Origin of the sequence: Agrobacterium vitis (assembly GCF_013426735.1) — a bacterium.
GTDB lineage: Bacteria > Pseudomonadota > Alphaproteobacteria > Rhizobiales > Rhizobiaceae > Allorhizobium > Allorhizobium vitis_D.
In genome coordinates this window covers 359,192-384,047 of record NZ_AP023272.1, presented here as the reverse complement: position 1 = coordinate 384,047, position 24,856 = coordinate 359,192, and the positions used below count along the sequence as shown (strand labels likewise).

Annotated in this window: 24 protein-coding genes; 18 read left to right on the top strand and 6 right to left on the bottom strand. The window is 57.3% G+C overall.

Annotated features, from left to right (window positions below; translation table 11 throughout):
* Window positions 1-66 precede the first annotated feature (66 nt).
* The 5 genes from H1Y61_RS01785 (at window position 67) to gyrB (ending at window position 5,438) form a co-directional block, all read left to right on the top strand.
* Window positions 67-765 carry a Tim44/TimA family putative adaptor protein gene (locus H1Y61_RS01785; protein ID WP_180573546.1) on the top strand — a complete coding sequence of 233 codons (699 nt, stop codon included), beginning with the start codon at window positions 67-69 and terminating at the stop codon, window positions 763-765.
* Complete coding sequence (mltA, locus tag H1Y61_RS01780) at window positions 762-1,907, top strand: murein transglycosylase A (protein WP_180573545.1); 1,146 nt, start codon at window positions 762-764, stop codon at window positions 1,905-1,907. The genes H1Y61_RS01785 and mltA overlap by 4 nt, the downstream gene beginning before the upstream one ends.
* Window positions 1,907-2,485, top strand: a complete 579-nt coding sequence (locus H1Y61_RS01775; RefSeq protein ID WP_180573544.1) for a Smr/MutS family protein — start codon at window positions 1,907-1,909, stop codon at window positions 2,483-2,485. Before mltA ends, H1Y61_RS01775 begins: the two co-directional genes overlap by 1 nt.
* A complete protein-coding gene (locus tag H1Y61_RS01770; protein ID WP_180573543.1) occupies window positions 2,482-2,877 on the top strand; it encodes a helix-turn-helix domain-containing protein in 396 nt (131 codons plus the stop codon). Before H1Y61_RS01775 ends, H1Y61_RS01770 begins: the two co-directional genes overlap by 4 nt.
* A 125-nt stretch (window positions 2,878-3,002) precedes the next feature.
* Window positions 3,003-5,438 (top strand): DNA topoisomerase (ATP-hydrolyzing) subunit B, encoded by a 2,436-nt coding sequence (gyrB, locus tag H1Y61_RS01765; RefSeq protein WP_180573542.1) that lies wholly within the window; start codon window positions 3,003-3,005, stop codon window positions 5,436-5,438.
* Between the two features lie 160 nt (window positions 5,439-5,598).
* Here the strand turns inward: gyrB and H1Y61_RS01760 are convergent, their stop codons facing one another.
* Window positions 5,599-6,195 carry a nitroreductase family protein gene (locus H1Y61_RS01760; RefSeq protein ID WP_180573541.1) on the bottom strand — a complete coding sequence of 199 codons (597 nt, stop codon included), beginning with the start codon at window positions 6,193-6,195 and terminating at the stop codon, window positions 5,599-5,601.
* Window positions 6,196-6,613: 418 nt separating this feature from the next.
* Here H1Y61_RS01760 and H1Y61_RS01755 point away from each other — a divergent pair, with 418 nt between their 5' ends.
* The 9 genes from H1Y61_RS01755 to H1Y61_RS01715 all read left to right on the top strand — a co-directional run bounded on the left by H1Y61_RS01755 (window position 6,614) and on the right by H1Y61_RS01715 (window position 15,908).
* A complete protein-coding gene (locus H1Y61_RS01755; RefSeq protein ID WP_180573540.1) occupies window positions 6,614-7,909 on the top strand; it encodes a polyhydroxyalkanoate depolymerase in 1,296 nt (431 codons plus the stop codon).
* Window positions 7,910-8,046: 137 nt separating this feature from the next.
* Window positions 8,047-8,493: a DUF2852 domain-containing protein gene (locus tag H1Y61_RS01750; RefSeq protein ID WP_180573539.1), complete on the top strand. Its 447-nt coding sequence runs from the start codon at window positions 8,047-8,049 to the stop codon at window positions 8,491-8,493.
* A gap of 205 nt (window positions 8,494-8,698) precedes the next feature.
* A complete protein-coding gene (locus H1Y61_RS01745) occupies window positions 8,699-9,463 on the top strand; it encodes a M48 family metallopeptidase (protein WP_180573538.1) in 765 nt (254 codons plus the stop codon).
* A 41-nt stretch (window positions 9,464-9,504) separates the two neighbouring features.
* The gene (locus tag H1Y61_RS01740; protein WP_180573537.1) at window positions 9,505-10,179 is read left to right on the top strand and encodes a phosphoribosylanthranilate isomerase; all 675 of its coding nucleotides are present in this window, start codon (window positions 9,505-9,507) and stop codon (window positions 10,177-10,179) included.
* Window positions 10,176-11,396, top strand: a complete 1,221-nt coding sequence (gene trpB, locus H1Y61_RS01735) for a tryptophan synthase subunit beta (protein ID WP_180573536.1) — start codon at window positions 10,176-10,178, stop codon at window positions 11,394-11,396. The genes H1Y61_RS01740 and trpB overlap by 4 nt, the downstream gene beginning before the upstream one ends.
* Before the next feature lies 1 nt (window position 11,397).
* Window positions 11,398-12,237 (top strand): tryptophan synthase subunit alpha, encoded by an 840-nt coding sequence (gene trpA / locus H1Y61_RS01730; protein WP_180573535.1) that lies wholly within the window; start codon window positions 11,398-11,400, stop codon window positions 12,235-12,237.
* A gap of 134 nt (window positions 12,238-12,371) precedes the next feature.
* Window positions 12,372-13,292, top strand: a complete 921-nt coding sequence (gene accD / locus H1Y61_RS01725; protein WP_012654518.1) for an acetyl-CoA carboxylase, carboxyltransferase subunit beta — start codon at window positions 12,372-12,374, stop codon at window positions 13,290-13,292.
* A 108-nt stretch (window positions 13,293-13,400) separates the two neighbouring features.
* Entirely contained in the window at window positions 13,401-14,744 is a 1,344-nt protein-coding gene (locus H1Y61_RS01720) for a bifunctional folylpolyglutamate synthase/dihydrofolate synthase (protein WP_235680810.1), read from the top strand.
* A gap of 498 nt (window positions 14,745-15,242) precedes the next feature.
* A complete protein-coding gene (locus H1Y61_RS01715; RefSeq protein WP_180573534.1) occupies window positions 15,243-15,908 on the top strand; it encodes a DUF2161 domain-containing phosphodiesterase in 666 nt (221 codons plus the stop codon).
* Window positions 15,909-16,029: 121 nt separating this feature from the next.
* Here H1Y61_RS01715 and H1Y61_RS01710 read toward each other — a convergent pair whose 3' ends face one another.
* The 5 genes from H1Y61_RS01710 to hslV all read right to left on the bottom strand — a co-directional run bounded on the left by H1Y61_RS01710 (window position 16,030) and on the right by hslV (window position 21,817).
* Window positions 16,030-18,000 carry an ATP-dependent nuclease gene (locus H1Y61_RS01710; protein ID WP_180573533.1) on the bottom strand — a complete coding sequence of 657 codons (1,971 nt, stop codon included), beginning with the start codon at window positions 17,998-18,000 and terminating at the stop codon, window positions 16,030-16,032.
* 265 nt (window positions 18,001-18,265) lie between these two features.
* A complete protein-coding gene (gene trxA, locus H1Y61_RS01705; RefSeq protein WP_180573532.1) occupies window positions 18,266-18,586 on the bottom strand; it encodes a thioredoxin in 321 nt (106 codons plus the stop codon).
* A gap of 198 nt (window positions 18,587-18,784) precedes the next feature.
* On the bottom strand, window positions 18,785-19,642 hold the full coding sequence (locus H1Y61_RS01700) for a DUF1402 family protein (protein ID WP_234617698.1): 858 nt from the start codon (window positions 19,640-19,642) through the stop codon (window positions 18,785-18,787).
* 272 nt (window positions 19,643-19,914) lie between these two features.
* Window positions 19,915-21,222, bottom strand: coding sequence for an ATP-dependent protease ATPase subunit HslU (gene hslU / locus H1Y61_RS01695; RefSeq protein WP_071203241.1), 1,308 nt, complete (start codon window positions 21,220-21,222; stop codon window positions 19,915-19,917).
* Between the two features lie 34 nt (window positions 21,223-21,256).
* A complete protein-coding gene (hslV, locus tag H1Y61_RS01690; RefSeq protein ID WP_012654525.1) occupies window positions 21,257-21,817 on the bottom strand; it encodes an ATP-dependent protease subunit HslV in 561 nt (186 codons plus the stop codon).
* Between the two features lie 194 nt (window positions 21,818-22,011).
* Here hslV and hisB point away from each other — a divergent pair, with 194 nt between their 5' ends.
* The 4 genes from hisB to hisF are packed head-to-tail and all read left to right on the top strand — an operon-like array spanning window position 22,012 to window position 24,849.
* The gene (gene hisB / locus H1Y61_RS01685; protein ID WP_012654526.1) at window positions 22,012-22,608 is read left to right on the top strand and encodes an imidazoleglycerol-phosphate dehydratase HisB; all 597 of its coding nucleotides are present in this window, start codon (window positions 22,012-22,014) and stop codon (window positions 22,606-22,608) included.
* 28 nt (window positions 22,609-22,636) lie between these two features.
* A complete protein-coding gene (gene hisH, locus H1Y61_RS01680) occupies window positions 22,637-23,287 on the top strand; it encodes an imidazole glycerol phosphate synthase subunit HisH (protein ID WP_180573531.1) in 651 nt (216 codons plus the stop codon).
* Window positions 23,288-23,311: 24 nt separating this feature from the next.
* A complete protein-coding gene (hisA, locus tag H1Y61_RS01675) occupies window positions 23,312-24,058 on the top strand; it encodes a 1-(5-phosphoribosyl)-5-[(5-phosphoribosylamino)methylideneamino]imidazole-4-carboxamide isomerase (RefSeq protein ID WP_180573530.1) in 747 nt (248 codons plus the stop codon).
* On the top strand, window positions 24,055-24,849 hold the full coding sequence (gene hisF / locus H1Y61_RS01670; protein ID WP_180573529.1) for an imidazole glycerol phosphate synthase subunit HisF: 795 nt from the start codon (window positions 24,055-24,057) through the stop codon (window positions 24,847-24,849). Before hisA ends, hisF begins: the two co-directional genes overlap by 4 nt.
* Window positions 24,850-24,856: the final 7 nt, after the last annotated feature.

Below are 24,856 nucleotides of genomic sequence, written 5' to 3'. Positions count from 1 at the left end.
GAATGCAGCATCCAGGCAGACTATATGGAGTGAGAAAGCTTCAAATTAAACAGCGGTGCGGTGGCAATGGGTTCTAATGATTTTGTGACTCTCTTCTTTCTGGTGGCTGCGGTCCTGATTTTCTGGCAGCTGCGTAGCGTATTGGGACGTCGCACTGGCAATGAAAAGCCACCGAAAGATCCTTTCGCCGGACGCCCGGACGCTGCATCTCCAGCAGCGGAAGATGCGCGGGTCGTGACTTTACCCAGACGCGATGAGGCCGATGGCGAGGAACGTCAGACGGCAATCGACGCCTATGCCCCGGCTGGCACCCCGCTGAACCAGCAATTGCGCCAGGTCGTAGAGGTTGATCCGAGTTTCGTGCCGAAGGAATTCCTCAACGGTGCGCGCATGGCCTACGAAATGATTGTCACGGCCTTTGCAGCGGGCGACAGGAAAAGTTTAAAGGATCTGCTGTCGCGTGAGGTCTATGACGGTTTCGATGCGGCAATCACCGAACGCGAACAGCGCGGCGAAGTGATGAAGTCCACCTTTGTCGGTATCGACAAGGCGGAAATCACCGGTGCCGAAGTGCGCGGCCAGGAAGTCCAGATCACCGTGCGGCTGGTCAGCCAATTGATTTCCGCCACCTATGACAGTCACGGCGCGGTGATCGAGGGCGACGCGGAATCAGTTGGCGATGTCAACGACATCTGGACCTTTGCCCGCGACACGCGCTCACGCGATCCGAACTGGAAGCTGATCGCCACCGAATCCGACCAATGAGTGGTGAAGCGACGAAATTTCGGCTGGAGCCTGTTGGTTTCGATCAACTCCCCGGTTGGGCTGCGGATGATCCCTCGGCGCTTTTGCCGGCCATGGCCGATTGCCTGGATTATCTGACCACGGTCAAGCCTTACCGGACCGGCCAGTTGGGTTTGACCGCACAGGACCTGATGCCGCTGCTTGAAAAGGCAGCGGCATTACCACGAGCAGATGGCGACGCATTGCAGCACCTGCTGGAAGTCGAATGCCAGGTTTTTCGTATAGCACGCACGGATGGAAAGCCGGGTTTCGTTACGGCTTTTTACGAGCCCGACATCGAGGTTTCCGATCATCCCGATGATCTCTACCGCTTTCCGTTTTACCGCCGACCTGAGGATTTGATCGATCTTGACGATCAAAACCGGCCTGAAAACATCGATCCGTCCTATGTTTTTGGACGCAAGAGCGAGTCCGGCATAGCTTATTATCCGGATCGTCAGGCCATCGACCAGGGCTTTCTGGAGGGGCGCGGGCTGGAAATTGCCTGGGCGAAATCGAAAGTCGATGTATTTTTCGTCCATGTCCAGGGTGCCGCACGGCTGCGTTATGCCGATGGGCGAGTTGGGCGGATTACCTATGCAGCCAAGGCAGGCCATCCTTTTTCCGGCATCGGCGGGCTGTTGCTGAAGCGGGGTGAAATTCCTCCCGAGGCAATGTCGATGCAGGCGATCCGCGCCTGGCTCGCGTCTCATCCCGATCAGGTCGATGAGGTCTTATGGCACAATCGGTCCTATATCTTTTTCCGTGAAGCTGAAGTTGGTGACCTGTCACGCGGTCCGATTGCGGCGGCGAAAGTGCCGCTGGTGGCGGGTCGATCCCTGGCGGTGGACCGGACGATCCACACATTCGGCTTTCCGTTTTTCATTCATTCCCAAACTCTGACATCCCAAGATCCAACGGGAGTGAATAGCGGCAAGCCTTTTGCACGCCTGATGCTGGCGCTGGATACGGGGTCGGCGATTGTCGGTCCAGCGCGCGGTGACATTTTTACCGGCTCTGGCGATGAAGCAGGAAATCTCGCTGGGGCAGTGCGCAACGACGCGGATTTCTATATCCTGATCCCGAAACAGGCCGCTAAAAGCGTCGAGTCGAGGTTTGGTTGATGGCGGGCAGGGACAGGATCAGCACGGAAGATCGGATTTTGTGGGGCAAGGTGGCGCGCACCACCCGCCCCATGGCCGGTCGCCTGGAAGAGCTGACCGCCTTTGAAGACGCCTTGACGGATTTGGAAGCGTCCAAAGTGCTGGAACCCGGCCTTGCCGCCATGCGTGCCTCGCTGGAAAGTTCCGCCGCAAAGCCTGAGCCGAAGAAGCCCTCCGGCCTCCACCATCCGCTGGAGCGTCCCGTCAAGCGCAAGCTGTCGCGCGGCAAGCTCAAGCTGGAAGCTCGCATCGACCTGCACGGATTGTTCCAGAGTGAGGCCCATGCGATCCTGTTGGAATTTCTAGTGCGCGCCCATGAGCGTGGACTTCGCCACGTTTTGATCATCACTGGCAAGGGCAGTTCGATGGGCAGCGAAGGCGCCTTGAAACGGGCGGTGCCGCTATGGTTTTCCAAGCCGGAGTTCCGTTACCTGATTTCTTCCCATGAGCCAGCGGCTCCTCATCACGGCGGGGAGGGCGCGCTTTATGTCCGCTTGGCGCGCCAGGGCGGAGAGCGATTTGGCGGGGATGGACAATGACCCCCTTCGGCGATGCGGTGCGTGGGCTTCGTGAGCGCAAGGGTGTGAGCCAGAAGGACATGGCCAAGGCGATTGGCGTGACACCGGCCTATCTTTCGGCGCTCGAACATGGACGGCGCGGCAAGCCGAGCTTCGACCTCTTGCAGCGCATCGCCGGCTATTTCAACATCATCTGGGATGAGGCCGATGACCTGTTTGCCGTCGCGGGCCTTTCCCATCCCAGGGTGACGCTGGATACCGCTGGCCTACCTGCTGCCCACACCGCTTTTGCCAACCGGCTTGCAGGGATGATTCGCACCTTGTCTCCCGATGTGATAGAAGATCTCAACGCACTCCTGAGCAGATGCGAGCGGGACCGTCAAAACCCTGGAAATCCCGTGGAAGCCTGCTGAATTTCATGGCTGCGATTTGGAAGTCGCCGCAAAATCCCTATAGTCGGAAAGTGCCAACGTGGGTGATTCGCCATAATTTTTGTTGTGGTCACGCATATTGCTTATGACACTGGAAAGATCGCTGAATGACTGAAACAACCGATGAAGCAAATGCCGCCAGCACCGCCTATGGTGCTGACTCCATCAAAGTGCTGAAGGGCCTCGATGCTGTCCGCAAACGTCCCGGCATGTATATCGGTGATACGGATGATGGGTCCGGCCTGCATCATATGGTCTACGAAGTCGTTGATAACGCCATTGACGAGGCGCTCGCCGGTCACGCCGACATCGTCACGGTCACGCTGAACCCGGACGGATCAGTGACCGTGACCGACAACGGACGCGGTATTCCCACCGACATCCATACCGGCGAAGGCATTTCGGCAGCCGAAGTCATCATGACGCAGCTTCATGCTGGCGGTAAGTTCGACCAGAATTCCTACAAGGTTTCCGGCGGTCTCCACGGCGTTGGCGTTTCGGTTGTCAATGCGCTGTCCGTCAAGCTTTCCATGAAGATCCGCCGCCATGGCAAGGTTCATGAAATGAGCTTTACCCATGGTGTTGCCGATGCGCCGCTGGCCGTGACGGGCGATTATCAAGGCCGGTCCGGAACGGAGATCACCTTTCTGCCCAGCACGGAAACCTTTACCCAGGTCGAGTTCGATTATGGAACGCTGGAGCATCGCCTGCGCGAGCTCGCCTTCCTCAATTCCGGCGTCCGCATTCTGCTGACCGACAAACGCAAGTCCGATATCCGCCAGGAAGAAATGCTCTATGATGGCGGCCTCGAAGCCTTCGTGCGCTATCTCGACCGTTCGAAAAAGCCGCTGGTCAGCAATCCTGTCGCCATTCGTGGCGAAAAGGATGGCATTACCGTCGAAGTGGCGATGTGGTGGAACGACAGCTATCATGAAAATGTGCTGTGCTTCACCAACAACATTCCTCAGCGCGATGGCGGCACGCATATGGCCGGGTTCCGCGGTGCGCTGACCCGCCAGATCACCTCCTATGCTGACAGTTCCGGCATTACCAAGAAGGAAAAGGTCACCCTTCAGGGCGAAGACTGCCGTGAAGGTCTGTCGGCTGTTCTGTCTGTCAAAGTACCTGATCCGAAATTCTCGTCGCAGACCAAGGACAAGCTGGTTTCGTCGGAAGTGCGGCCCGTGGTCGAAAGCCTGGTCAACGAAGCGCTCAGCACTTGGTTCGAGGAACATCCGACCGAGGCGAAGATCCTGGTTGGCAAGGTGGTGGAGGCTGCCGTTGCCCGCGAAGCCGCCCGCAAGGCGCGCGAACTGACCCGCCGCAAGGGCGCATTGGATATTGCCTCGCTGCCCGGCAAGCTTGCCGACTGCTCCGAGCGTGATCCGGCCAAATCCGAACTCTTCCTCGTCGAGGGTGACTCGGCTGGTGGTTCTGCCAAGCAAGGCCGCTCGCGTGAGCGCCAGGCGATCCTGCCACTGCGCGGTAAGATCCTTAATGTGGAACGCGCTCGCTTCGACAAGATGCTGTCCAGTCAGGAAATCGGCACACTGATTACCGCGCTTGGCACATCCATCGGCAAAGACGAGTTCAATGCTGACAAGCTGCGCTATCACAAGATCATCATCATGACCGATGCTGACGTCGACGGCGCGCATATTCGCACATTGCTTCTGACATTCTTCTTCCGCCAGATGCCGGAACTGATCGAGCGCGGCCATCTCTATATCGCCCAGCCGCCGCTCTATAAGGTTACACGCGGCAAATCCATTCAGTATCTGAAGGATGAAAAGGCGCTGGAAGAATATCTGATCGGCATGGGCCTGGACGATGCATCGCTGAAGCTCGGCAGCGGCGAAGTGCGCGCCGGACAGGATCTGCGTGAAGTGGTGCAGGACGCGCTACGGCTGCGCAGCCTGATTGATGGCTTGCATTCCCGCTACAATCGCAATGTCGTGGAACAGGCCGCCGTCGTCGGTGCATTGAATCACGAACTGACCGCCAACCGCGAACGGGCCGAGCAGACGGCGGCGGAAGTCGCCAAGCGTCTCGACCTGATCGCCGAGGAAACCGAACGGGGCTGGGAAGGCTTCGTGACGGAAGAGGGCGGCCTGCGCTTCGAGCGCATGGTGCGTGGTGTCAAGGAAGTGGCGGCGCTGGATGTGGCGCTGATCGGTTCGTCCGACGCCCGCCACATTGACCAGCTCGCCACCCGCTTGAACGATATCTATGGCCAACCACCGGTCCTGACCCGCAAGGATGGCCAGCAGACCATTTCCGGTCCGCGCAACCTGCTGGATGCCGTGTTCTCTTTCGGTCGCAAGGGCCTATCCATGCAGCGCTATAAGGGTCTTGGCGAGATGAATGCCGAGCAGCTGTGGGAAACCACGCTCGATCCGAATGTACGGTCGCTGTTGCAGGTCCGGGTCAATGACGCCACCGATGCCGATAGCCTGTTCTCCCGCCTTATGGGCGATGAGGTGGAACCGCGCCGCGATTTCATCCAGGAAAACGCCCTGAATGTCGCCAATCTGGACATTTGACGGACCTCACAGATAGCAAAATAAAAAGGCCGTGCTTTGTAAAAAGCACGGCCTTTTTCGTGACTCACGTGAAACATTCGACTTTACAGCATCAAGCAGTCCGCTTTTTGGACGGTGCCGTTATACGAGGGATCATTCACTGACCCTTCGGAATAGCCGTTCAGGCCTTGAATTTACCCTCAAAAACCACGGATTCCAGTGGTTTGCGGTCATTGGGGACTTCCTTTGCCTGCAAGCCTTCCGGCAGGATCGATTTGTCCCCCAGCTTACCAATTGCAACCGCAGCCTCGATATGGAAATCGGCGGGAACACCAGCCACATTGGCGGCCTTTTCGAAATCCACGCCGGTCATGCCATGGGCATGGAAGCCGGAATGGATAGCCTGAAGAGCCAGATAACCCCAGGCGGCACCGGCATCGAAGCTGTGGCTGCGCGAAGGCTTCGGCGCGGAGCCGTCCGGCGAGCGGCTCAGTGTATCGGAAATGACGAAAACCAGAGCGGAGGCATTCTTGGCCCAGCCCTGGTTGAATTCGATCAAGGCACCCAGCAGCGCATCGAAATGTTCGTCGCCCTTCAAGGCATAGACGAAGCGCCAGGGCTGGTAATTAAAAGCCGAGGGCGCCCAATGAGCCGCTTCAAGAATGGTCAGCAATTCGGTTTTGCTCATGGTCTCGCCGGTAAAGGCGCGGGGCGACCAGCGATCGAGGAAGATCGGGTGAATGTCATGGGTGGCGTTACGATGATTGCTGCTTGTCATTATCAAACCTCAAAATGTGGGAGTCTGGAAACAAGGGAGGCGGAGGGTTCCGCATCATTGCGTTCAGAATAGCTATCCCAAGACCGTTAGCTGATTTTACGGCAGAGTTGCAAACCACCTGACCGAGCCTCATCGCGGCACATAGGGTGTATGACCGCAACCGGCAAGGTGTGAGCAACAATGGCCGGAAAGCACCGGAAGGCTCCATCAGTCCTTTGTCAAGATGTGAAATCCCTAGGACGGATTCGTGCGATAAAATCTATGAAGTATAAAGGTTTCTGTGCATACTATCTGGTTAATGACGGATGGTGATGGGGTTACGCATTTTTCACCCCTTTGAACCCCGGCTGGAACCTTGGCTCGACTGGTCCAGTTTAGCTTTGGATAAGTGACAACAGGGAAGAGGCGGATCGCATCGATGTTTTATCAACTGTATGAAATGAATCACGCAGCTATGGCTCCTTTGAGAGCCACGGCAGATGCGATGCGTCTGGCTTTTCGTAATCCGCTAAACCCGCTGACCCATACCGTTATCGGTCGGACAATGGCCGCTGGCTTCGAGGTGATCGAACGCAGCACGCGACACTACGGAAAGCCAGAGTTTGGTCTGCCGACGACCGTTATTGATGGATCACCCGTGAAGATCACTGAGGAAGTCACGTGGTCCAAGCCGTTCTGCAATCTCATTCACTTCAGCCGAAGCCTGAGCCAGCCCCGTAGCGATGATCCAAAGATCCTCATCGTCGCACCAATGTCAGGCCATTACGCCACCTTGTTGCGCGGCACTGTCGAAGCGCTGCTGCCCAGTGCAGATGTCTATATTACCGACTGGATCGATGCCCGCATGGTACCGATGACGGACGGGACGTTCGATTTCGATGACTATGTCGACTATGTAATCGACATTCTGCATCATCTCGGCCCAAACACCAATCTCGTCGCTGTTTGCCAGCCCTCCGTTCCCGTTCTGGCCGCCGTGGCCCGGATGGAGGCGGAAAACGATGAATTCGTGCCGTCCTCGATGACATTGATGGGGGGCCCGATCGATACGCGCATCAATCCGACAGCCGTTAATGAACTGGCCAAGAACAAGCCGATCGAATGGTTTGAGGAAAATGTCATCATGAACGTTCCCTGGCCACAGCCGGGCTTCCTGCGGCCCGTCTATCCGGGCTTCCTTCAGCTTTCGGGATTCATGTCGATGAATCTCGATCGGCATATGATTGCCCAGAAAGATTTCTATGTGCATCTGGTGAAGAACAACGGCGATTCCGCCGAAAAGCACCGGGAGTTCTATGACGAATATCTGGCAGTGATGGACCTGACGGCTGAATTCTATCTGCAAACAGTGGAAACCGTGTTCATGCGGCATGACCTGCCAAAGGGCCAGTTGATGCATCGTGGCAAACCGGTTGATTGCGGCGCCATCCGCAATGTGGCTCTGTTGACGGTTGAAGGCGAGAACGACGATATTTCCGGCGTCGGCCAGACAAAGGCGGCACAAACGCTTTGCACCAATCTCGCCGATGACAAGCGCATGCATTACATGCAGCCGGATGTTGGCCATTATGGCGTCTTCACCGGCTCTCGATTCCGCCGGGAGATCGCACCGCGTATCGTCGCCTTTGCCAAGCAGCATTCCAATCAACCGACTTCGGCGGTAAAGCGGGCAACGATGGTGAAGCGTGTCATCAAGGGTGGAAAATCAGCCTGAGGGGAAATCGAATTTCCCGAATTGCGTGAGTGATTTAGCAAATTACGAATGGTGCATGCTTGAAGGTTGTATCCGCCATTCCCATCTCGAATATGTCCGGTCGCATGGTGCTTGCCGGACGCAACGAGGATAATGGAATGAACCAATCAGCATTGCTGCGTCCGGGCTGGACGCCTGCGACGATTGCCATGATGGTGCTTGGCTTCGTGATCTTCTGGCCGCTTGGCCTTGCCATGCTTGCCTATATTTTATGGGGCGATCGCTTCCGCACATCGAAACGGAACGCAAATGAGGCTATGGACGCCATGTTTTCAAAATGCTGCGGCAGCCGCCGCTCACGCAATCGCAACCGCTTTAGCGCTTCCACTGGTAACCTCGCCTTCGATGAATGGCGTGTCGCCGAGCTGGAGCGTATCGAGCAGGAACGTCGCAAGCTTGAAGAAATGCGTGAAGAATTCGAGGCCTATGTCCTGGAATTGCAGCGCGCCAAGGATCAGGATGAATTCAACCGCTTCATGAATCAGCGCAATGCCAGCCGTCGCGATGAGCGTGGCAGCGATGTCCAGACCTTCACCCAGGACTGACCGTCATTCACGTCTAAAAAGGCCGATATCTCTGGATGTCGGCCTTTTTTTATGGTTCTCGCTGACAGTCTATCCAATAATCGCCGCTGGCGGAGTATAGAGGGTCAGGTCGGCGCTTGACGGATTTCGCCACACCAAGAGCAATTCTTGAGAGACTGTAAGCAATATACGGCGACGACTCGACCGAATCAGGTAAAAGACCCAGATGTTTCCCTTGTTTTTGCGAAGCCCGACCAGAGCGGTGAAAAAGCCGAAAGTGCCGGAAAGCCGCGAGTTGATCGTGGCTGGGCGCGCGGTGTCGCTTGCCATTCGCGAAAACCTGCGCGCCACCCGCATCACCCTGCGGATCGAGCCCGGTGGTCGGGGCCTGAAAATGACCATTCCCAAAGGGGTGCGCCAAGGCGACGTCAACGATTTTATCGAACGGCATCGCGGTTGGCTGGAAAACAAACTGGCACGCTTTTCCGATGATATGAAAGTCAGGGCAGGAGGCATGATCTCGCTGCGCGGCGTTGCGCATCGTATCGAGCATACCGGCCAGCTGCGCGGCGTGACCCAGGTGCAGATGGAAAATGGCGAACCGGTGATTCGCATCAGCGGTCTGCCGGAGCATGCCGGTCGGCGGTTGTCAGCCTTTCTAAAAAAGGAAGCGCGGCTCGATTTGGAACGGCTGGTGTCTATCCATACCGGACGGCTGGGCAAGCCGGCAAAAAGCTTGGCGCTGAAAGACACACGTAGCCGTTGGGGCTCCTGCTCCTGGGATGGTAACTTGAGTTTTTCCTGGCGCATCGTCATGGCGCCACCCTCGGTGATCGATTACCTTGCCGCCCATGAAGTGGCGCATTTGAAGGAAATGAACCACGGCCCGCAATTCTGGGCGCTGTGCAAACGTCTTTGCCCCGGCATGGACGAGGCCAAGAGCTGGTTGAAGCGGCATGGATCGGAACTGCATGCCCTCGATTTTGACTGATTTGGCTCGACTCCGAGCCGATTTCATGTCACTTCGCTGACATGAAACCTGATGTCAAAATTTGCGGATTGAAGACCGAGGAAGCCGTCGAAAAGGCTATCAGCCTGGGGGCCACCCATGTCGGCTTCATCTTCTTTGAGAAAAGCCCACGGCATATCGAACCCGACATTGCCGGACGCATTGCCGAAAAGGCGCGGGGTAGGGCGAAGATCGTTGCCGTCACTGTCGATGCAGACACCGATGATCTTGATGATATTGTTTACCTGCTGAAGCCGGATATCCTGCAATTACATGGCCATGAGAGCCCGCAACAGGTGCTGACCATCAAGGCACTCTACGGTCTTCCTGTCATGAAAGTGTTTTCCATCCGCGAACCCGCTGATCTTTTGCAGATTGATGCCTATATAGGGATAGCAGACCGTTTTCTGCTGGATGCCAAGGCGCCTGAAGGCTCCGATCTGCCGGGCGGCAATGGTGTCACCTTCGATTGGCGTCTGCTGCGCGATCTTGACGCAGAGGTCGATTACATGCTTTCGGGTGGGCTCAACAAGGACAATGTCGGGCAAGCCCTTGCCGAGACGGCAGCGCGAGGCCTGGATGTGTCTTCCGGCGTCGAAAGCGCGCCGGGCGTCAAGGATCTCGAACGGATGGATCAGTTCTTCGCCGCCGTCAGGCTGGCAACGGCCACAGCGCCGGTTTCAGGGAGTGTACAGTGAACCAGAACCCAATCCCGAATTCCTTCCGGTCCGGGCCGGATGAAGATGGCCGTTTCGGCATTTTCGGCGGCCGCTTCGTGGCCGAAACCTTGATGCCGCTGATCCTGGATCTGCAGGCGGAATGGGAAAATGCCAAGACCGACCCCAGCTTCAAGGCTGAACTCGATCACCTCAACACCCATTATACCGGGCGTCCAAGCCCGCTCTATTTTGCCGAGCGGCTGACGGAGGAACTTGGTGGCGCCAAGATCTATTTCAAGCGCGACGAGTTGAACCATACCGGTTCGCACAAGATCAACAATTGTCTCGGCCAGATCCTGCTGGCCAAGCGCATGGGCAAGACCCGGATCATCGCCGAGACCGGCGCTGGCCAGCACGGTGTGGCCTCGGCCACCGTGGCTGCCCGCTTCGGCCTGCCCTGCATCGTCTATATGGGTGCTACCGATGTGGAGCGCCAGGCGCCGAACGTCTTCCGCATGAAGCTGCTCGGTGCGGAAGTCCGCCCGGTCACTTCAGGGCATGGCACCTTGAAGGATGCGATGAACGAGGCCCTGCGCGACTGGGTCACCAATGTCGATGAGACCTATTACATGATCGGCACGGCTGCCGGTCCGCATCCCTATCCGGAAATGGTCCGCGAGTTCCAGTCGGTGATCGGCAAGGAATCCCGCGAGCAGATGATGGCTGCCGAAGGCCGCCTGCCGGATATGCTGGTGGCAGCCGTCGGCGGTGGCTCCAATGCCATTGGCTTGTTCCATCCGTTCCTCGATGATGAGAGCGTGCGGATGATCGGTGTCGAGGCTGGCGGCAAGGGGCTGGATGGCAATGAGCATTGCGCCTCGCTGACCGCTGGAACCCCTGGTGTCCTGCATGGCAACCGCACCTATCTGCTGCAAGACAGCGACGGGCAGATCAAGGATGGCCATTCGATTTCCGCCGGGCTTGATTACCCGGGTATCGGTCCTGAACATTCCTGGTTGAAGGATATCGGCCGTGTGGAATATGTGCCGATCATGGATACCGAAGCGCTTGAGGCCTTCCAGCTTCTGACCCGCACCGAAGGCATTATTCCCGCTCTGGAGCCCAGCCACGCCTTGGCCGAAGTGATGAAGCGCGCTCCGAAAATGGGCAAGGACGAGATCATCCTGATGAACCTCTGTGGGCGCGGTGATAAGGACATATTCACAGTCGGCAAGATTCTGGGAATGGGGCTCTGATATGACGCAGCGTATGGACAAACGGTTCGCCGATCTGAAGGAAGAGGGCCGCCCGGCTCTCGTCACTTATTTCATGGGCGGCGACCCGGATTTCGAAACGTCGCTGGCGATCATGAAGGCATTGCCTGGTGCCGGTGCCGATGTGATCGAGCTGGGAATGCCGTTTTCCGATCCGATGGCCGATGGTCCAGCCATCCAAATGGCCGGTCAACGCGCCCTCAAGGCCGGACAGACCCTGGTAAAAACGCTGGATATGGCTAGAGAATTCCGCAAGGCCGATCAGGCTACGCCGATCGTCATGATGGGCTATTACAATCCGATCTACGTCTACGGCGTCGAAAAATTCCTGGATGACGCGCTGGAGGCGGGCATCGATGGCTTGATTGTTGTCGATCTTCCACCAGAAATGGACGATGAATTGTGCCTACCGGCGCGTAAGCGCGACATCAATTTCATTCGCCTGGCGACACCGACCACGGATGAGAAGCGCCTGCCGATGGTGCTGCAAAATACCTCTGGATTCGTCTATTATGTATCGATGAACGGCATTACCGGCTCGGCTTTGCCCGATCCGTCCAAGGTTGCCGGTGCTGTCGGGCGGATCAAGGCCCATACCGATCTGCCGATCTGCGTCGGCTTCGGCGTGAAGACGGCGGAACATGCAAGGCTGATTGGGGCCAGCGCCGATGGCGTCGTGGTTGGCACGGCCATCGTCAATCAGGTCGCACTGAGCCTGACCAAGGATGATAAGGCGACGGCGGATACGGTGCAATGGGTGGTAACCCTAGTGCGTGGGCTGGCAAGCGGCGTCCAGACCGCCCGGCTTGCGGCGGCGCAATAGTCCTTCTAAAATGGGCTATTGCCTTGGAAGACGCGGAGCCCAAGCGGGCTCCACGACTTCCTGATTGTCTGTTTTCAGCCTTTTCGGATGCCGGCCTGCCGATCCCGGAAGTGCTCGATCAAGGAGTATTCAAAGTGAACTGGATTACCAATTACGTTCGCCCCCGCATCAATTCCATGCTGGGCCGTCGCGATGTTCCGGACAATCTCTGGATCAAGTGCCCCGAAACCGGCGAAATGGTTTTTCATAAGGATCTGGAAGAGAACAAATGGGTTGTTCCCGCCTCCGGCTATCATATGAAAATGCCCGCCAAGGCGCGGCTGGCTGATCTGTTCGATGGTGGCAAGTACGAAGCTTTCGCCCAGCCGAAAGTGGCGCAGGACCCGCTGAAGTTCCGCGATTCGAAGAAATACAGCGACCGATTGAAGGATAGCCGCACCAAGACCGAGCAGGAAGACACGATTGTCGCCGGTCTCGGCACGGTCGAAGGCCTGAAGCTGGTGGCCGTCGTGCATGAATTCAACTTCATGGGCGGGTCACTCGGCATTGCTGCTGGTGAAGCCATCGTCAAGGCGTTCGAGCGGGCCATTGCGGAAAAATGCCCGCTGGTGATGTTCCCGGCTTCGGGCGGCGCGCGCATGCAGGAAGGCATTCTGTCGCTGATGCAATTGCCGCGCACCACTGTTGCCGTCGATTTGCTGAAGGAAGCAGGACTGCCTTACATCGTTGTGCTGACCAATCCGACCACGGGCGGCGTGACGGCATCCTATGCCATGCTGGGCGATCTCCATATTGCTGAGCCGGGTGCTGAAATCTGCTTTGCCGGTAAGCGCGTGATCGAGCAGACCATCCGCGAAAAGCTGCCGGAGGGGTTCCAGACCTCGGAATACCTGCTGGAGCACGGCATGGTCGATATGGTGGTCAAGCGCCACGATATTCCGGCCACCCTGGCCCGCACCCTGAAAATCCTGACGAAGCAGCCCGCAACGGTGGTTGGTGCTAATGATGACAAGACCTTGTCGGTCATTGAGGCCTCGCGCGCCGTTTCCGCCTGATCGCCTTGGGTGATATAGTGACGGCAATAGCCGCCTGACATGCCTAAAGCCGGGAGCAGTTTTACTGCCTCCGGCCCTCAAAACGACTTGCAAGCCTGGAACCGCCCCATGATAGAGAATACGCTGAGCCAGGCTGAACAGGTCATCAATGAATTGATGCAGTTGCATCCCAAGGGTTTTGACATGACCCTGGAGCGTATGCGGCGCTTGCTCGAAGTGCTGGGCAATCCACAGGACAAGTTGCCGCCGGTCATCCATGTGGCTGGCACCAATGGCAAAGGCTCCGTCAGCGCCTTTTCGCGTGCGCTGTTGGAAGCTGGCGGCCTTGCCGTTCATGTCCACACGTCACCGCATTTGGTCAATTGGCACGAGCGCTACCGGATTGGCGTCAAAGGCGGCAAAGGGCAGATCGTTGACGATGGTTCGCTCGCCGATGCCTTGAAACGAGTGGCGGTCGCCAATGCGGGCCAGCACATCACCGTCTTTGAAATTTTGACGGCTGCCGCTTTCCTGCTGTTTTCTGAAATTCCCGCTGATGCGGTGATTATGGAAGTCGGCATGGGCGGGCGGCTGGATTGTACCAATGTGGTGGATCGGCCCGCTGTCTCCGTCATCATGCCGATTTCTTTTGACCATCAGGCCTATCTGGGCGACCGGGTGGAGCTGATCGCTGCCGAGAAAGCCGGGATCATGAAAAGACGGCGACCGGTGGTGATCGGCCATCAGGAATTTGCCGCCGCCCGCGAGGCGCTGGTGGATATTGCCGAGCGATTGGGCTGTCCGCTCTCGGTGTTCGGTCAGGATTATCTGGCATTTGAGGAGCATGGACGGCTGGTCTATCAGGATGAAACGGGCCTGATGGATCTGCCCCTGCCAAAACTTCCGGGCCGCCACCAATTTGCCAATGCCGCAGCGGCCATCCGCGCCGTGCGCTCCGCTGGCTTTACCGTGACCGAAGCCATGGCTGAGGCCGCGATGCACAGCGTTGAATGGCCGGGCCGCCTGCAAAAGCTGACGGAAGGCGCGTTGCTGGACCACGCGCCGAAAGGCGCCGAAATCTGGGTGGATGGCGGCCATAATCCCGGTGCCGGTGAGGTGATTGCCGAGGCCATGGCAGGCTTTGAAGAACGCCAGTCCCGCCCGCTCTACCTGATCACCGGCATGCTCAACACCAAGGACCCCCTTGGCTATTTTAAAGCCTTTGAAGGCTTGGCCATCCAGGCCTTCACCGTACCAATCCGCGGCACTGACGCAGCCTTGGACCCGGTGGCGCTGGCCAGCTCCGCCTGCGATGCCGGAATTCCCGCAGAGCCTGTCTCATCGGTTGCGGAAGCGCTGGAAGCGATCCGTAGCCGGATCAATACCGAAGAGATTGCTCCGCGAATCCTGATTGGCGGCTCGCTTTATGTTGTTGGAAATGTGCTGGCGGATAATGGCACGCCGCCGAGGTAGGGTTTGCCTTGGGAAAAGTGGAACCCAGCTTTCCTAAAAGACTAATGAAAACAATTAAATATGATGATGGTTTGTCAATATCAGAGTACATGACTCAAACGTTTTGATATGCCGCGTACCCCCCCCTCTGCCTTGCCGGATTTGGCCCTTCGCATGGCTTCGGGCGTTCGTCAGTACAATCGATCCACTGGATCGATTTTTCGGCTGCGCCGACCCTTTCTCACCCCACTCAAGGAGGGAGATCAACCCGGATTTGGCCTTGCGAATCACATTATTGCTCCCAGCGTATCGGTGATCACGACCTATCCGTAAACTTAAGCTGTAACGTCTATCCGATCTCCCTCCTTGAGGGGGAGATGTCCGGCAGGACAGAGGGGGGTAAGCCGCGCATCAAAACGTTCGCGTCATGTCCTGCCTGACATTGCGATAAACGATGTTTCCCCATCGACATCGTTATAGAGTAGCCGAGTGATTCTCCGGCCCAATGCGCGATCCCCCATGGAAACATCCCTTTATCTCCCTGTGAAATCGTTTCTCGAAAAAGCAGGCTATACCGTAAAAGGCGAAATCGGCGGCTGTGATCTTGTGGGCCTGAGCGCTGACGATCCATCCGTCGTGGTGATTTGCGAACTGAAACTGAGTTTCAATCTGGAACTCATCCTTCAGGCCGTAGACCGGGCAGCCATATCCGACGAGGTCTGGATTGCCGCGAAAATCTCGGCCAAGGGCAGGGGGCGGGAGGCCGACAAGCGCTACCGCGACCTCTGCCGCCGTCTCGGCATCGGCATGCTCGGCGTCTCCGCCAACGGTGACGTCAGCATCATCGTCGGCTCCGTCTCGCCCATGCCCCGCACGAATCCCAAACGCCGCTCCCGTCTGATGCGTGAACACCAGACCCGGCGCGGCGATCCGGCGCTTGGCGGCAGCACAAGAATGCCTGTGATGACCGCCTACCGCCAGAACGCCCTTGCCTGTGCGGCAATTCTTGTCGCCGAGCCGATGCGGGTTGGCGATGTGCGCAAAGCGGTCCCTGACGCCGGAAAGATTTTGCTGTCCAATGTCTATGGTTGGTTTGAGCGGGTCGAGCGTGGGGTTTATGGATTGACGGAGGCGGGGAACGAGGCGCTGAGGCGGTGGCCGCCGGGGCAGGGGCGTTTAGAGTGATTTTTTGAAATCTATTTACTATAGGCTTGTCTGCAAAGGGGCCGCGAGTTGACTGTCCGCTTCGTACCGAAAAGTCGTACAAGTCGACCCTAGAGTTTGCCAAAGATGCGGTCGGCGGCAGCTACTTTCGCAAGAGCCCGTTCAGGTGCTTGAACGCCGCCTCGAATCGGTCCTTCGTCTCGTGCGACACCTTCGGCCAAAGTGTGGTTAGCTGCTCGGTGAAGTAGCGCGCGGGCCTGTAGTGGCCGAACGAACCGGATTTCAAGGGGTTGTCGGCCAGCCAAGCGTCAATCGCCCGCAGCGTCCGCGGCACATTCTGGTTGAGCTTCGCAAGCGTGATCTTCGACGTGAGCTGCTTGCCATACTCACCGTTGACTAGCTCTACGTAGAACGACCGATCAAACATGTCTTCCACATCAGCTTCAGCAGTGCCGGTGAAGTCCGCGTAGGTCGACACCTGCTTCTTGGTGAGCAGGTTCTTCTTGTAAAGGTCTTCAATGAGCTGCTTGTCGCTGCTCTGAATGTCTAGCAGCGTCGCCACGTTGATTCCCTTCTGCGAGCCAAGAAGTCCCACGAACGTGGGCACTTTTCCGCTACCGCCGACGGGCGTGATGATCCATTGCTCAGACAACCCCTCGCGGCCCTCGCGCTCCAATTGGGCCGCCACCCCCCGCAGGTAGAGCATGTCGGCGACGCCCTCGACGATGAGCGAGTTCGGCCCGATGAAAAGCGTTTGCTGGATTTCGTAGCCGAGCGCCCCCTGTAAGGGAAACAAGCTGTCGTCGGTGGCGTCGAACACATTGGCCAGCACCTTAGTGCCATCTTCCTCCTTGGGAAGAGCTTCGGGAGCATCGATGCCCAAATCCTGCACGATGCGGACCCGCTCGAACTGTGTAGGGTCGATCATGAACGGTGAGTGCGTGGTGTACAGGAGTTGGTGGCCCGATAGCTCGGCGTCGAAGTAGCGTAGCAAGTCGGCCTGCGCGCGACCGTGCAATGACAGACCAGGCTCATCCAGCAGCAGGATGACATTCTGCTTCTGGCGTTTCACGTCCTCGTACCAAGCCAAGAACGAGAAGAACCACACAAAGCCCCGCGACCGATTGCTCAACGGCGTCGTGGCCCAGTGCACGGAGTCATACACTTCGCCCCACACGTTGACCCCTTGCTGCATCCCGACAGGGTCTCCGGCTTTGGCGTCACGCACATCGAAGCGCATCTGTATGTGCTTGTTCTGAGACCAGTACTTGACGATACGCTGGGTCAGATGGTTCCCGGCACCTTGCAGCTTGTTCTTCAGTTCCACCGTGTTGTTGGTGGCCACGAGCTTGCGGTGGTCGAGGCGCGCGAGGTTGATGAGGCCGATGAGCGGGTAGTCCGAGTCGAGGAGCTGGTCGCTGTCTTCGCGCGCAATGAGGGCGTTGAGGTTGGCCTGCCCCTCCATCTGGTAATATTCATCGAAGTAGAGGAACTTGGGCGCTCGGGGCCAGATCAAGTTTTGGTAGATGTAAGAGCGGACAGTGCCACTCTTTATGACCTTAGCGACCAGAGCTTTAAGCGCCGTAACAGCTTCAGTAGCTTCTGCCCCATCGAGGGTCGCAGCAAATGCCTGCCAGTCTGGAGCTTCGAGCAACTTGGTCTTTAGGTCATCAATCAATGCTGAGTTGTCAGCAAGGTGCCTCCTTGCCGCAGCCTCATCGCATGTCAGGTAACCCTTGCTGTTGTTGTTGCCGTAGTAGCAGTCACGGGTAAATGTTGGGCCGGTGAATGCCTTTGGTCCGAATACCTCCGATATGACGTCGAAGTTATCCTGTTCGAGTTCGTAAGTGCAACTGACGACCACAGCCTTATCGCGCTCGCCACTTTCGACCGCATGCAGGTAGTCCTCCACCTCGCGCTTGGGGTAGTCGTAAGTCTCGTCGAAAACAGCATCCTTAGGTCGAATCGGGTTGGTTCGATAAAGGGCCGTCAGAACAGTCGTCTTGCCCGCCTCGTTCTTGCCCACAAAGCAGGTTGTTTGGTCGTCCACCTTGATTGGGCCGGTATCCCAGATACTGCGAAACTCTCGAACCCTGTACTCCTTCAGTTTCATTTCCAGCCCCACCCGTTGTCTATTATTGAGTTGTATTTAATATGTACTCAGCTTTAACGGCAAGAAAAAATGAACGTAATGCCCAGATGTATTTCTCAAGCGAAATCAACGACTGCTTCCAGATACATTTGGATGTGAGAGCAATTACTGCAATGGCGGCGCAAAGCCGACATTCATCCAATAATTCATTTCCCTGCTTTATCTCCCAAACAAAAAAGCCCGGCAAAACCGGGCTTCTTCGTATCCAATTATATCCAGCCGCCACTCAAGCAGCGCCAGCGATCCAGCTGGACAGGGCCGTCTTCGGGGCAGCGCCAACCTTGATGTCAGCCACTTCGCCGCCCTTGAACATGGCGAGCGTTGGGATGGAGCGGACGCCGAATTTGGCGGCGAGTTCTGGGTTTTCGTCAATGTTGAGCTTGGCGATCTTAACCTTACCGGCCAGTTCCGTGGAGATTTCATCCAGGCTGGGGGCGATCATCTTGCAGGGGCCGCACCATTCGGCCCAGAAGTCCACCACGACAGGCTCTACCGACTGTAGAACTTCCGCTTCGAAATTGCTTGCATCGACTTTTACCGTAGCCATTGGCTGCTCCTTGGAGAATTCCTGTTGTCACATATATGATGGTTATTGTGAGGATTTCAACTTAAAGCGCATTGCAATTGTCGGGCGTCAGCCAAGACAAAACGTTATAGCCCCGAGCCGATTTTTGTTTCGCGTGGCGATGCGGTCCAAATTCTTGAGTTTGCAGAGGACATTACAAAGATGAGGCCCTCACAGGGCCTAAAGCAGGCCTTCAAGTTCTTTCAGCCGGTCATTGACCAGCCAGCCATAGTAATTTTCTTCCGGCAGGCCACCACGCCGTCCCAGCGCCCGCGCCCGCGCCTCGGAATTCCCGACATTGTAAAGCGTCGCCGTCAGGCCGGGATTGTTGGAAATATCCACATTGGCATAGGTTTTATAGTCATCGATGGATTTGCGGATGATCGCCGCGATATAGGCGAGCGAGGTATCGGGGTCCATGATGGCCTTATAGAGCCCTGCCGCATCCTTCTCGTCCAGCTTGGGATAGCCGGATGTCTGATGGACCATGTCGGTCAGCATCAATGCCGTCAGCGGGTTGATCTGGCCAAGGCCAAAGGTTTGCCCGGCATAGAAAGGCTGGAAAAACACCGCGCTGAAGCGGTTGTTGGGAAAGCTCTTGTTTCCGACCCGCTTGCCCTGGAACTTGTCTTCCCAGACATTTTCCCGGCAGGTCCACAGCTTGGCCGAATCCTTCAACTCGGCGCAGGCGGCAAATTCCGGGCGGGCGACGAAATCATCGACATCCTCGCCATCATAGGCAAAGCGGAACGTGTGACCGGCATAGGAAGCGGCCTTCACATAGTAGCTTTGCAATGTGTCGTAGGCATCGACATTATAGGTATGCTCACCGACCAGCGCGCCAACGATGTGGATCGGGTCGATATTATAGGCCGCCGCGGTTTTCTTGATCTTGCCGATCAACTGACGATCCTTGATCAGCAGATCGCGAATCTTCTCGTATTTCAGATCGAAGGTGGTCTTGGTTTCCTTGGTGCGCTGCTTCGATGCACCGGGAATGGGGGGCTGTTCGGCATTGCGATTGCCTGCAGGCACCATCCGCACCTCGGCAGCCTGGATTTCCGGCACGAAGGCAGCGGAAAAAGCACATGAAACCGAAAGAATAAAGACCAGAGCTAAGCGACGCACCATTTCCATCCCGTATATATTGCAGATCGGAACGATGTTTCACCAACCCGATACCGCCTTGCCCTATTACGGCGAGCGGCCCTCCTTATAGAGGGAGGGCCGGTGCTGTCGACTCTCGGCTGGTCACAAGGCCGAATTAGGGCGGTGATTTGCCGATTTCACCCCATCGCGGTGCGAAAACATCACAGAATATAGCGCGACAGATCCGCATCGGCAGCGATTTCGCCGACATGCTCGCGCACATAGGCCGAATCGATCATCACTTTCGCCCCGCCGCGATCTGGCGCGTTGAAGGAAATGTCGTCGAGCACCCGCTCCATCACCGTCTGCAAACGCCGGGCTCCGATATTTTCAATCGAGCTGTTGAGGTTGACAGCAACGTCTGCCAGCGCGTCGATGGCATCCTCGGTAAATTCGAGATCCAGTTTTTCCGTGGCCATCAGGGCGATATATTGACGAATGAGGCTGGCCTCGGTTTCCGTCAGGATGCGGCGGAAGTCCTCCTTGGTCAGCGCCTTCAGCTCAACGCGGATCGGCAAACGGCCCTGCAATTCCGGCAGCAGGTCGGATGGCTTGGAGACATGGAAAGCCCCGGATGCGATAAACAGGATGTGGTCGGTCTTCACTGGCCCGTATTTGGTGGCAACCGTCGTGCCTTCCACCAGGGGCAGCAGATCGCGCTGCACGCCTTCGCGGGAGACGCCAGCGCCCATGGCGCCTTCGCGGTTGGCGATCTTGTCGATTTCGTCCAGGAAGACGATGCCGTCGTTTTCTACCGACTTCACCGCTTCACGCTGGATCACTTCATTGTCGATCAGCTTGTCGGATTCGTCACGGATCAGATCGGCGTAAGAGGTCTTGACGGTGGTGCGGACCTTCTTGGTGCGGCCGCCCATCGCTTTGCCAAACATGTCGGACAGGTTGAGAATGCCGACATTGGCCCCCGGCATGCCGGGAATCTCAAAGCCCGGCATGCCGGAGCTTGTCTCTGCAACCTCGATATCGATTTCCTTGTCGTCCAGCTCTCCGGCCCGCAGTTTCTTGCGGAAGCTATCGCGGGTGGCAGGTGAGGCCGTTGCCCCAACCAGCGCATCCAGCACCCGCTCCTCGGCACCGGCATGGGCCTTGGCTTCCACCTCCAGCCGCTTCTTTTCCTTGATGAGGCCGATGCCGATTTCCACGAGATCACGGATGATCTGCTCCACGTCACGACCGACATAGCCGACCTCGGTGAATTTTGTGGCCTCGACCTTGATGAAGGGCGCGCCCGCCAGTTTGGCGAGGCGTCGGGAGATTTCGGTCTTGCCGACGCCGGTCGGGCCGATCATCAGGATGTTCTTGGGCATGACTTCATCGCGCAGGCTCTCATCGAGCTGCTGGCGGCGCCAGCGGTTGCGCAGCGCAATCGCCACGGCACGCTTTGCATCGTTCTGACCGATGATATAGCGGTCGAGTTCCGAGACGATTTCGCGGGGTGAAAAAGTTGTCATTGAGATTACACCTGGGAAGAGGGGAGGAGGGCGGTCAGTTGGCGCTTTCCAGCGTTTCGACCAGCACGTTTTCATTGGTATAAACGCAGATATCGGCAGCGATCTTCATGGCCTTGCGGGCCACTTCTTCCGCCGACTTTTCGGTATCCATCAAGGCCAGAGCCGCAGCCAGCGCGTAATTGCCGCCCGAACCGATGGCAATCGTGCCGTGTTCGGGTTCCAGCACATCGCCATTGCCGGTAATCGCCAGTGTCACCGTCTTATCGGCCACCAGCATCATCGCTTCCAGATTGCGCAGATATTTGTCGGTGCGCCAATCCTTGGCAAGCTCGACGGCGGCGCGCATCAACTGACCGGGATATTGCTCCAGCTTCTTTTCCAGTCGCTCCAGCAGGGTGAAGGCATCCGCGGTCGCTCCGGCAAAACCGGCAATCACCTCGCCCTTGCCAATGCGGCGCACCTTGCGGGCATTGCCCTTCATCACTGTCTGACCAAGGCTGACCTGACCGTCACCGGCCATTACCACCATGCCGCCCTTGCGCACCGTGATGATCGTGGTGCCATGCATGGTTCCATAGGGATTATGTTCGCTCATATCGATCCGTTCCAGTCCATCGCCGTCCAATCCGGCGCTTCGATTGACCTTTATGTAAGCGGCCAAAAGACAATTGCAAATCGCAAGCCGGTTGGTCGCTATCCCGATGCCGGATCGCCGAAAAACCCGGCTCGTCCTGCTGGATATTTCAACCCCCGCCTGATAAGGAACGGCATCTTTTCAAGGAGAAGGCCATGGCAGAGAGCCGCAGCGCCAGCATTTCGCGCAAGACCAACGAAACCTCGGTCTCGGTTTCCGTCACTATCGACGGCACCGGCACTTCGAAGATTTCGACAGGGGTCGGTTTTTTCGACCATATGCTGGACCAGCTCAGCCGCCATTCGCTGATCGACATGGATATCGACGTCACCGGCGACCTGCATATCGACGATCATCACACCGTCGAAGACACCGGCATTGCCATCGGCCAGGCGATTTCCAAGGCATTGGGCGATCGGCGCGGCATTGTTCGTTATGCCTCGATCGATCTTGCCATGGACGAAACGATGACCAAGGCGGCCATCGATGTTTCAGGCCGGCCTTTTCTGGTTTGGAACGTCGCCTTTTCGGCACCGAAGATCGGCACATTCGACACCGAACTGGTGCGGGAATTCTTTCAGGCGCTGGCGCAGAATGCCGGTATTACCCTGCATATCCTCAATCATTACGGCGCCAACAACCATCATATCGCCGAAACCTGCTTCAAGGCCGTCGCCCGCGCCCTGCGCAGTGCCACTGAAATTGACCCCCGCCAAGCGGGCCGCATTCCGTCCACCAAGGGAATGCTGTAAACGATCAAGTTTGAGGATCTGAGCCTCCATGCGTGTTGTGATTATTGACTACGGATCAGGCAATCTGCGCTCCGCCACCAAGGCGTTCGAGCGGGCCTCCCGGGAATCCGGCCTTGATGCCGAAATCGAACTGACCGACAAGGCCGACCGGGTGGCAACCGCCGATCGGATCGTGCTGCCCGGCGTCGGTGCCTATGCCGATTGCAAGCGGGGCCTTGATGCCGTGCCAGGCATGCATGAAGCGCTGATCGAAGCGGTCGAGGTCAAGGCCCGCCCCTTCCTCGGCATCTGCGTCGGCATGCAGCTGATGTCGTCGCGCGGGTTGGAAAAGACCGTGACTGAAGGCCTCGGCTGGATCAAGGGCGATGTGGTGGAAATGACCTCGTCCGATCCGGGCCTGAAGATCCCGCAGATCGGCTGGAACACGCTGACACTTGCCCGTCCGCATCCGCTATTTGACGGGATTGCCACCGGCAATGACGGCCTTCATGCCTATTTCGTCCATTCCTACCATCTGGCGGCCAGCAATGCCGATGAGGTTATTGCCACGACCGACTATGGCGGCCCGATGACTGCTTTTGTGGGGCGTGACAATATGGCAGGCGCCCAATTCCATCCGGAAAAGAGCCAGACGCTAGGCCTCCAGCTGATCTCGAATTTTCTCAATTGGGCGCCGTGAGCCCGTGCCGATGGATAGCATACGATGATCCTCTTTCCTGCCATCGACCTTAAAGACGGCCAATGCGTTCGCCTCAAGCTAGGCGATATGGAGCAGGCCACCGTCTATAATCCCGATCCCGGAGCGCAGGCCAAGGCCTTTGAAGACCAAGGCTTTGAATGGCTGCATGTTGTTGATCTGAACGGCGCTTTTGCCGGTGAAAGCGTCAATGGCGCGGCGGTGGATGCCATTCTCAAGGCGACGAAAAATCCGGTCCAGCTGGGCGGCGGCATCCGCAGTCTTACCCATATCGAGACCTGGCTCCAGCATGGTTTGTCGCGCGTTATTCTCGGCACGGTCGCCGTGCGTGATCCGGCGTTGGTGATTGAGGCTTGCAAGCAGTTCCCTGGCAAGATCGCTGTTGGCATCGATGCCAAGGGTGGCAAGGTGGCAGTGGAAGGCTGGGCGGAAGCCTCTGAACTCGGCGTGGTCGAGCTGGCAAAAAAGTTTGAAGGCGCAGGTGTTGCGGCGATCATCTATACGGATATAGACCGGGACGGCATTCTGACCGGAATAAACTGGGCTTCGACGCTGGAACTGGCGGATGCGGTTTCCATCCCTGTCATCGCGTCTGGCGGGTTGGCGTCAATAGAGGATATCCGCCGGATGCTGGAGCCGGATGCGCGCAAACTGGAAGGTGCAATTTCCGGCCGCGCCCTTTATGATGGACGGATCGATCCGGCGGAAGCGCTGGCCTTGATTGCCAATGCGAAAAAGGATGCCATCCTGTGACACTCAAGGCCCGCATTATTCCCTGTCTCGATGTAAAAGATGGCCGCGTTGTTAAGGGCGTGAACTTTGTTGATCTGATCGATGCCGGTGATCCGGTCGAAGCGGCCAAGGCCTATGATGCAGCCGGTGCCGATGAGCTGTGTTTTCTGGACATTACCGCCTCATCCGATAATCGCGAGACGATTTTTGATGTCGTCGCCCGCACCGCAGATCATTGCTTCATGCCGGTCACGGTGGGGGGCGGTGTGCGGGCGGTTGGCGATATTCGCAAGCTGCTGCTGGCCGGTGCCGATAAGGTTTCAATCAACTCGGCAGCCGTCAGTAATCCCGATTTTGTTGCGGAAGCCGCCGATAAGTTCGGCAATCAATGTATTGTGGTTTCCATTGATGCAAAACGTCGCCGAAGCCAAGCCAGCGGTGGCGACAATATCAGCGCCTGGGAGATTTATACCCATGGCGGGCGCAATGCGACCGGCATTGACGCTGTCGAATTTGCGGTCAAAATGGTCGAGCGCGGCGCAGGCGAATTGCTGGTCACCTCGATGGATCGTGACGGCACCAAAAGCGGTTATGATTTGGAACTGACCCGCGCCATCGCAGACGCGGTTCGGGTGCCGGTGATTGCCTCTGGCGGCGTTGGCACACTGGACGATCTGGTGTCGGGTGTAAGGCAAGGCCATGCCACTGCCGTTCTCGCAGCGTCGATTTTCCATTTTGGCACGTATTCGATTGCCGAGGCCAAGGCGCATATGGCCAATGCCGGTATCCCTATGCGTCTCGACCAGGCCTGAAAGGGCA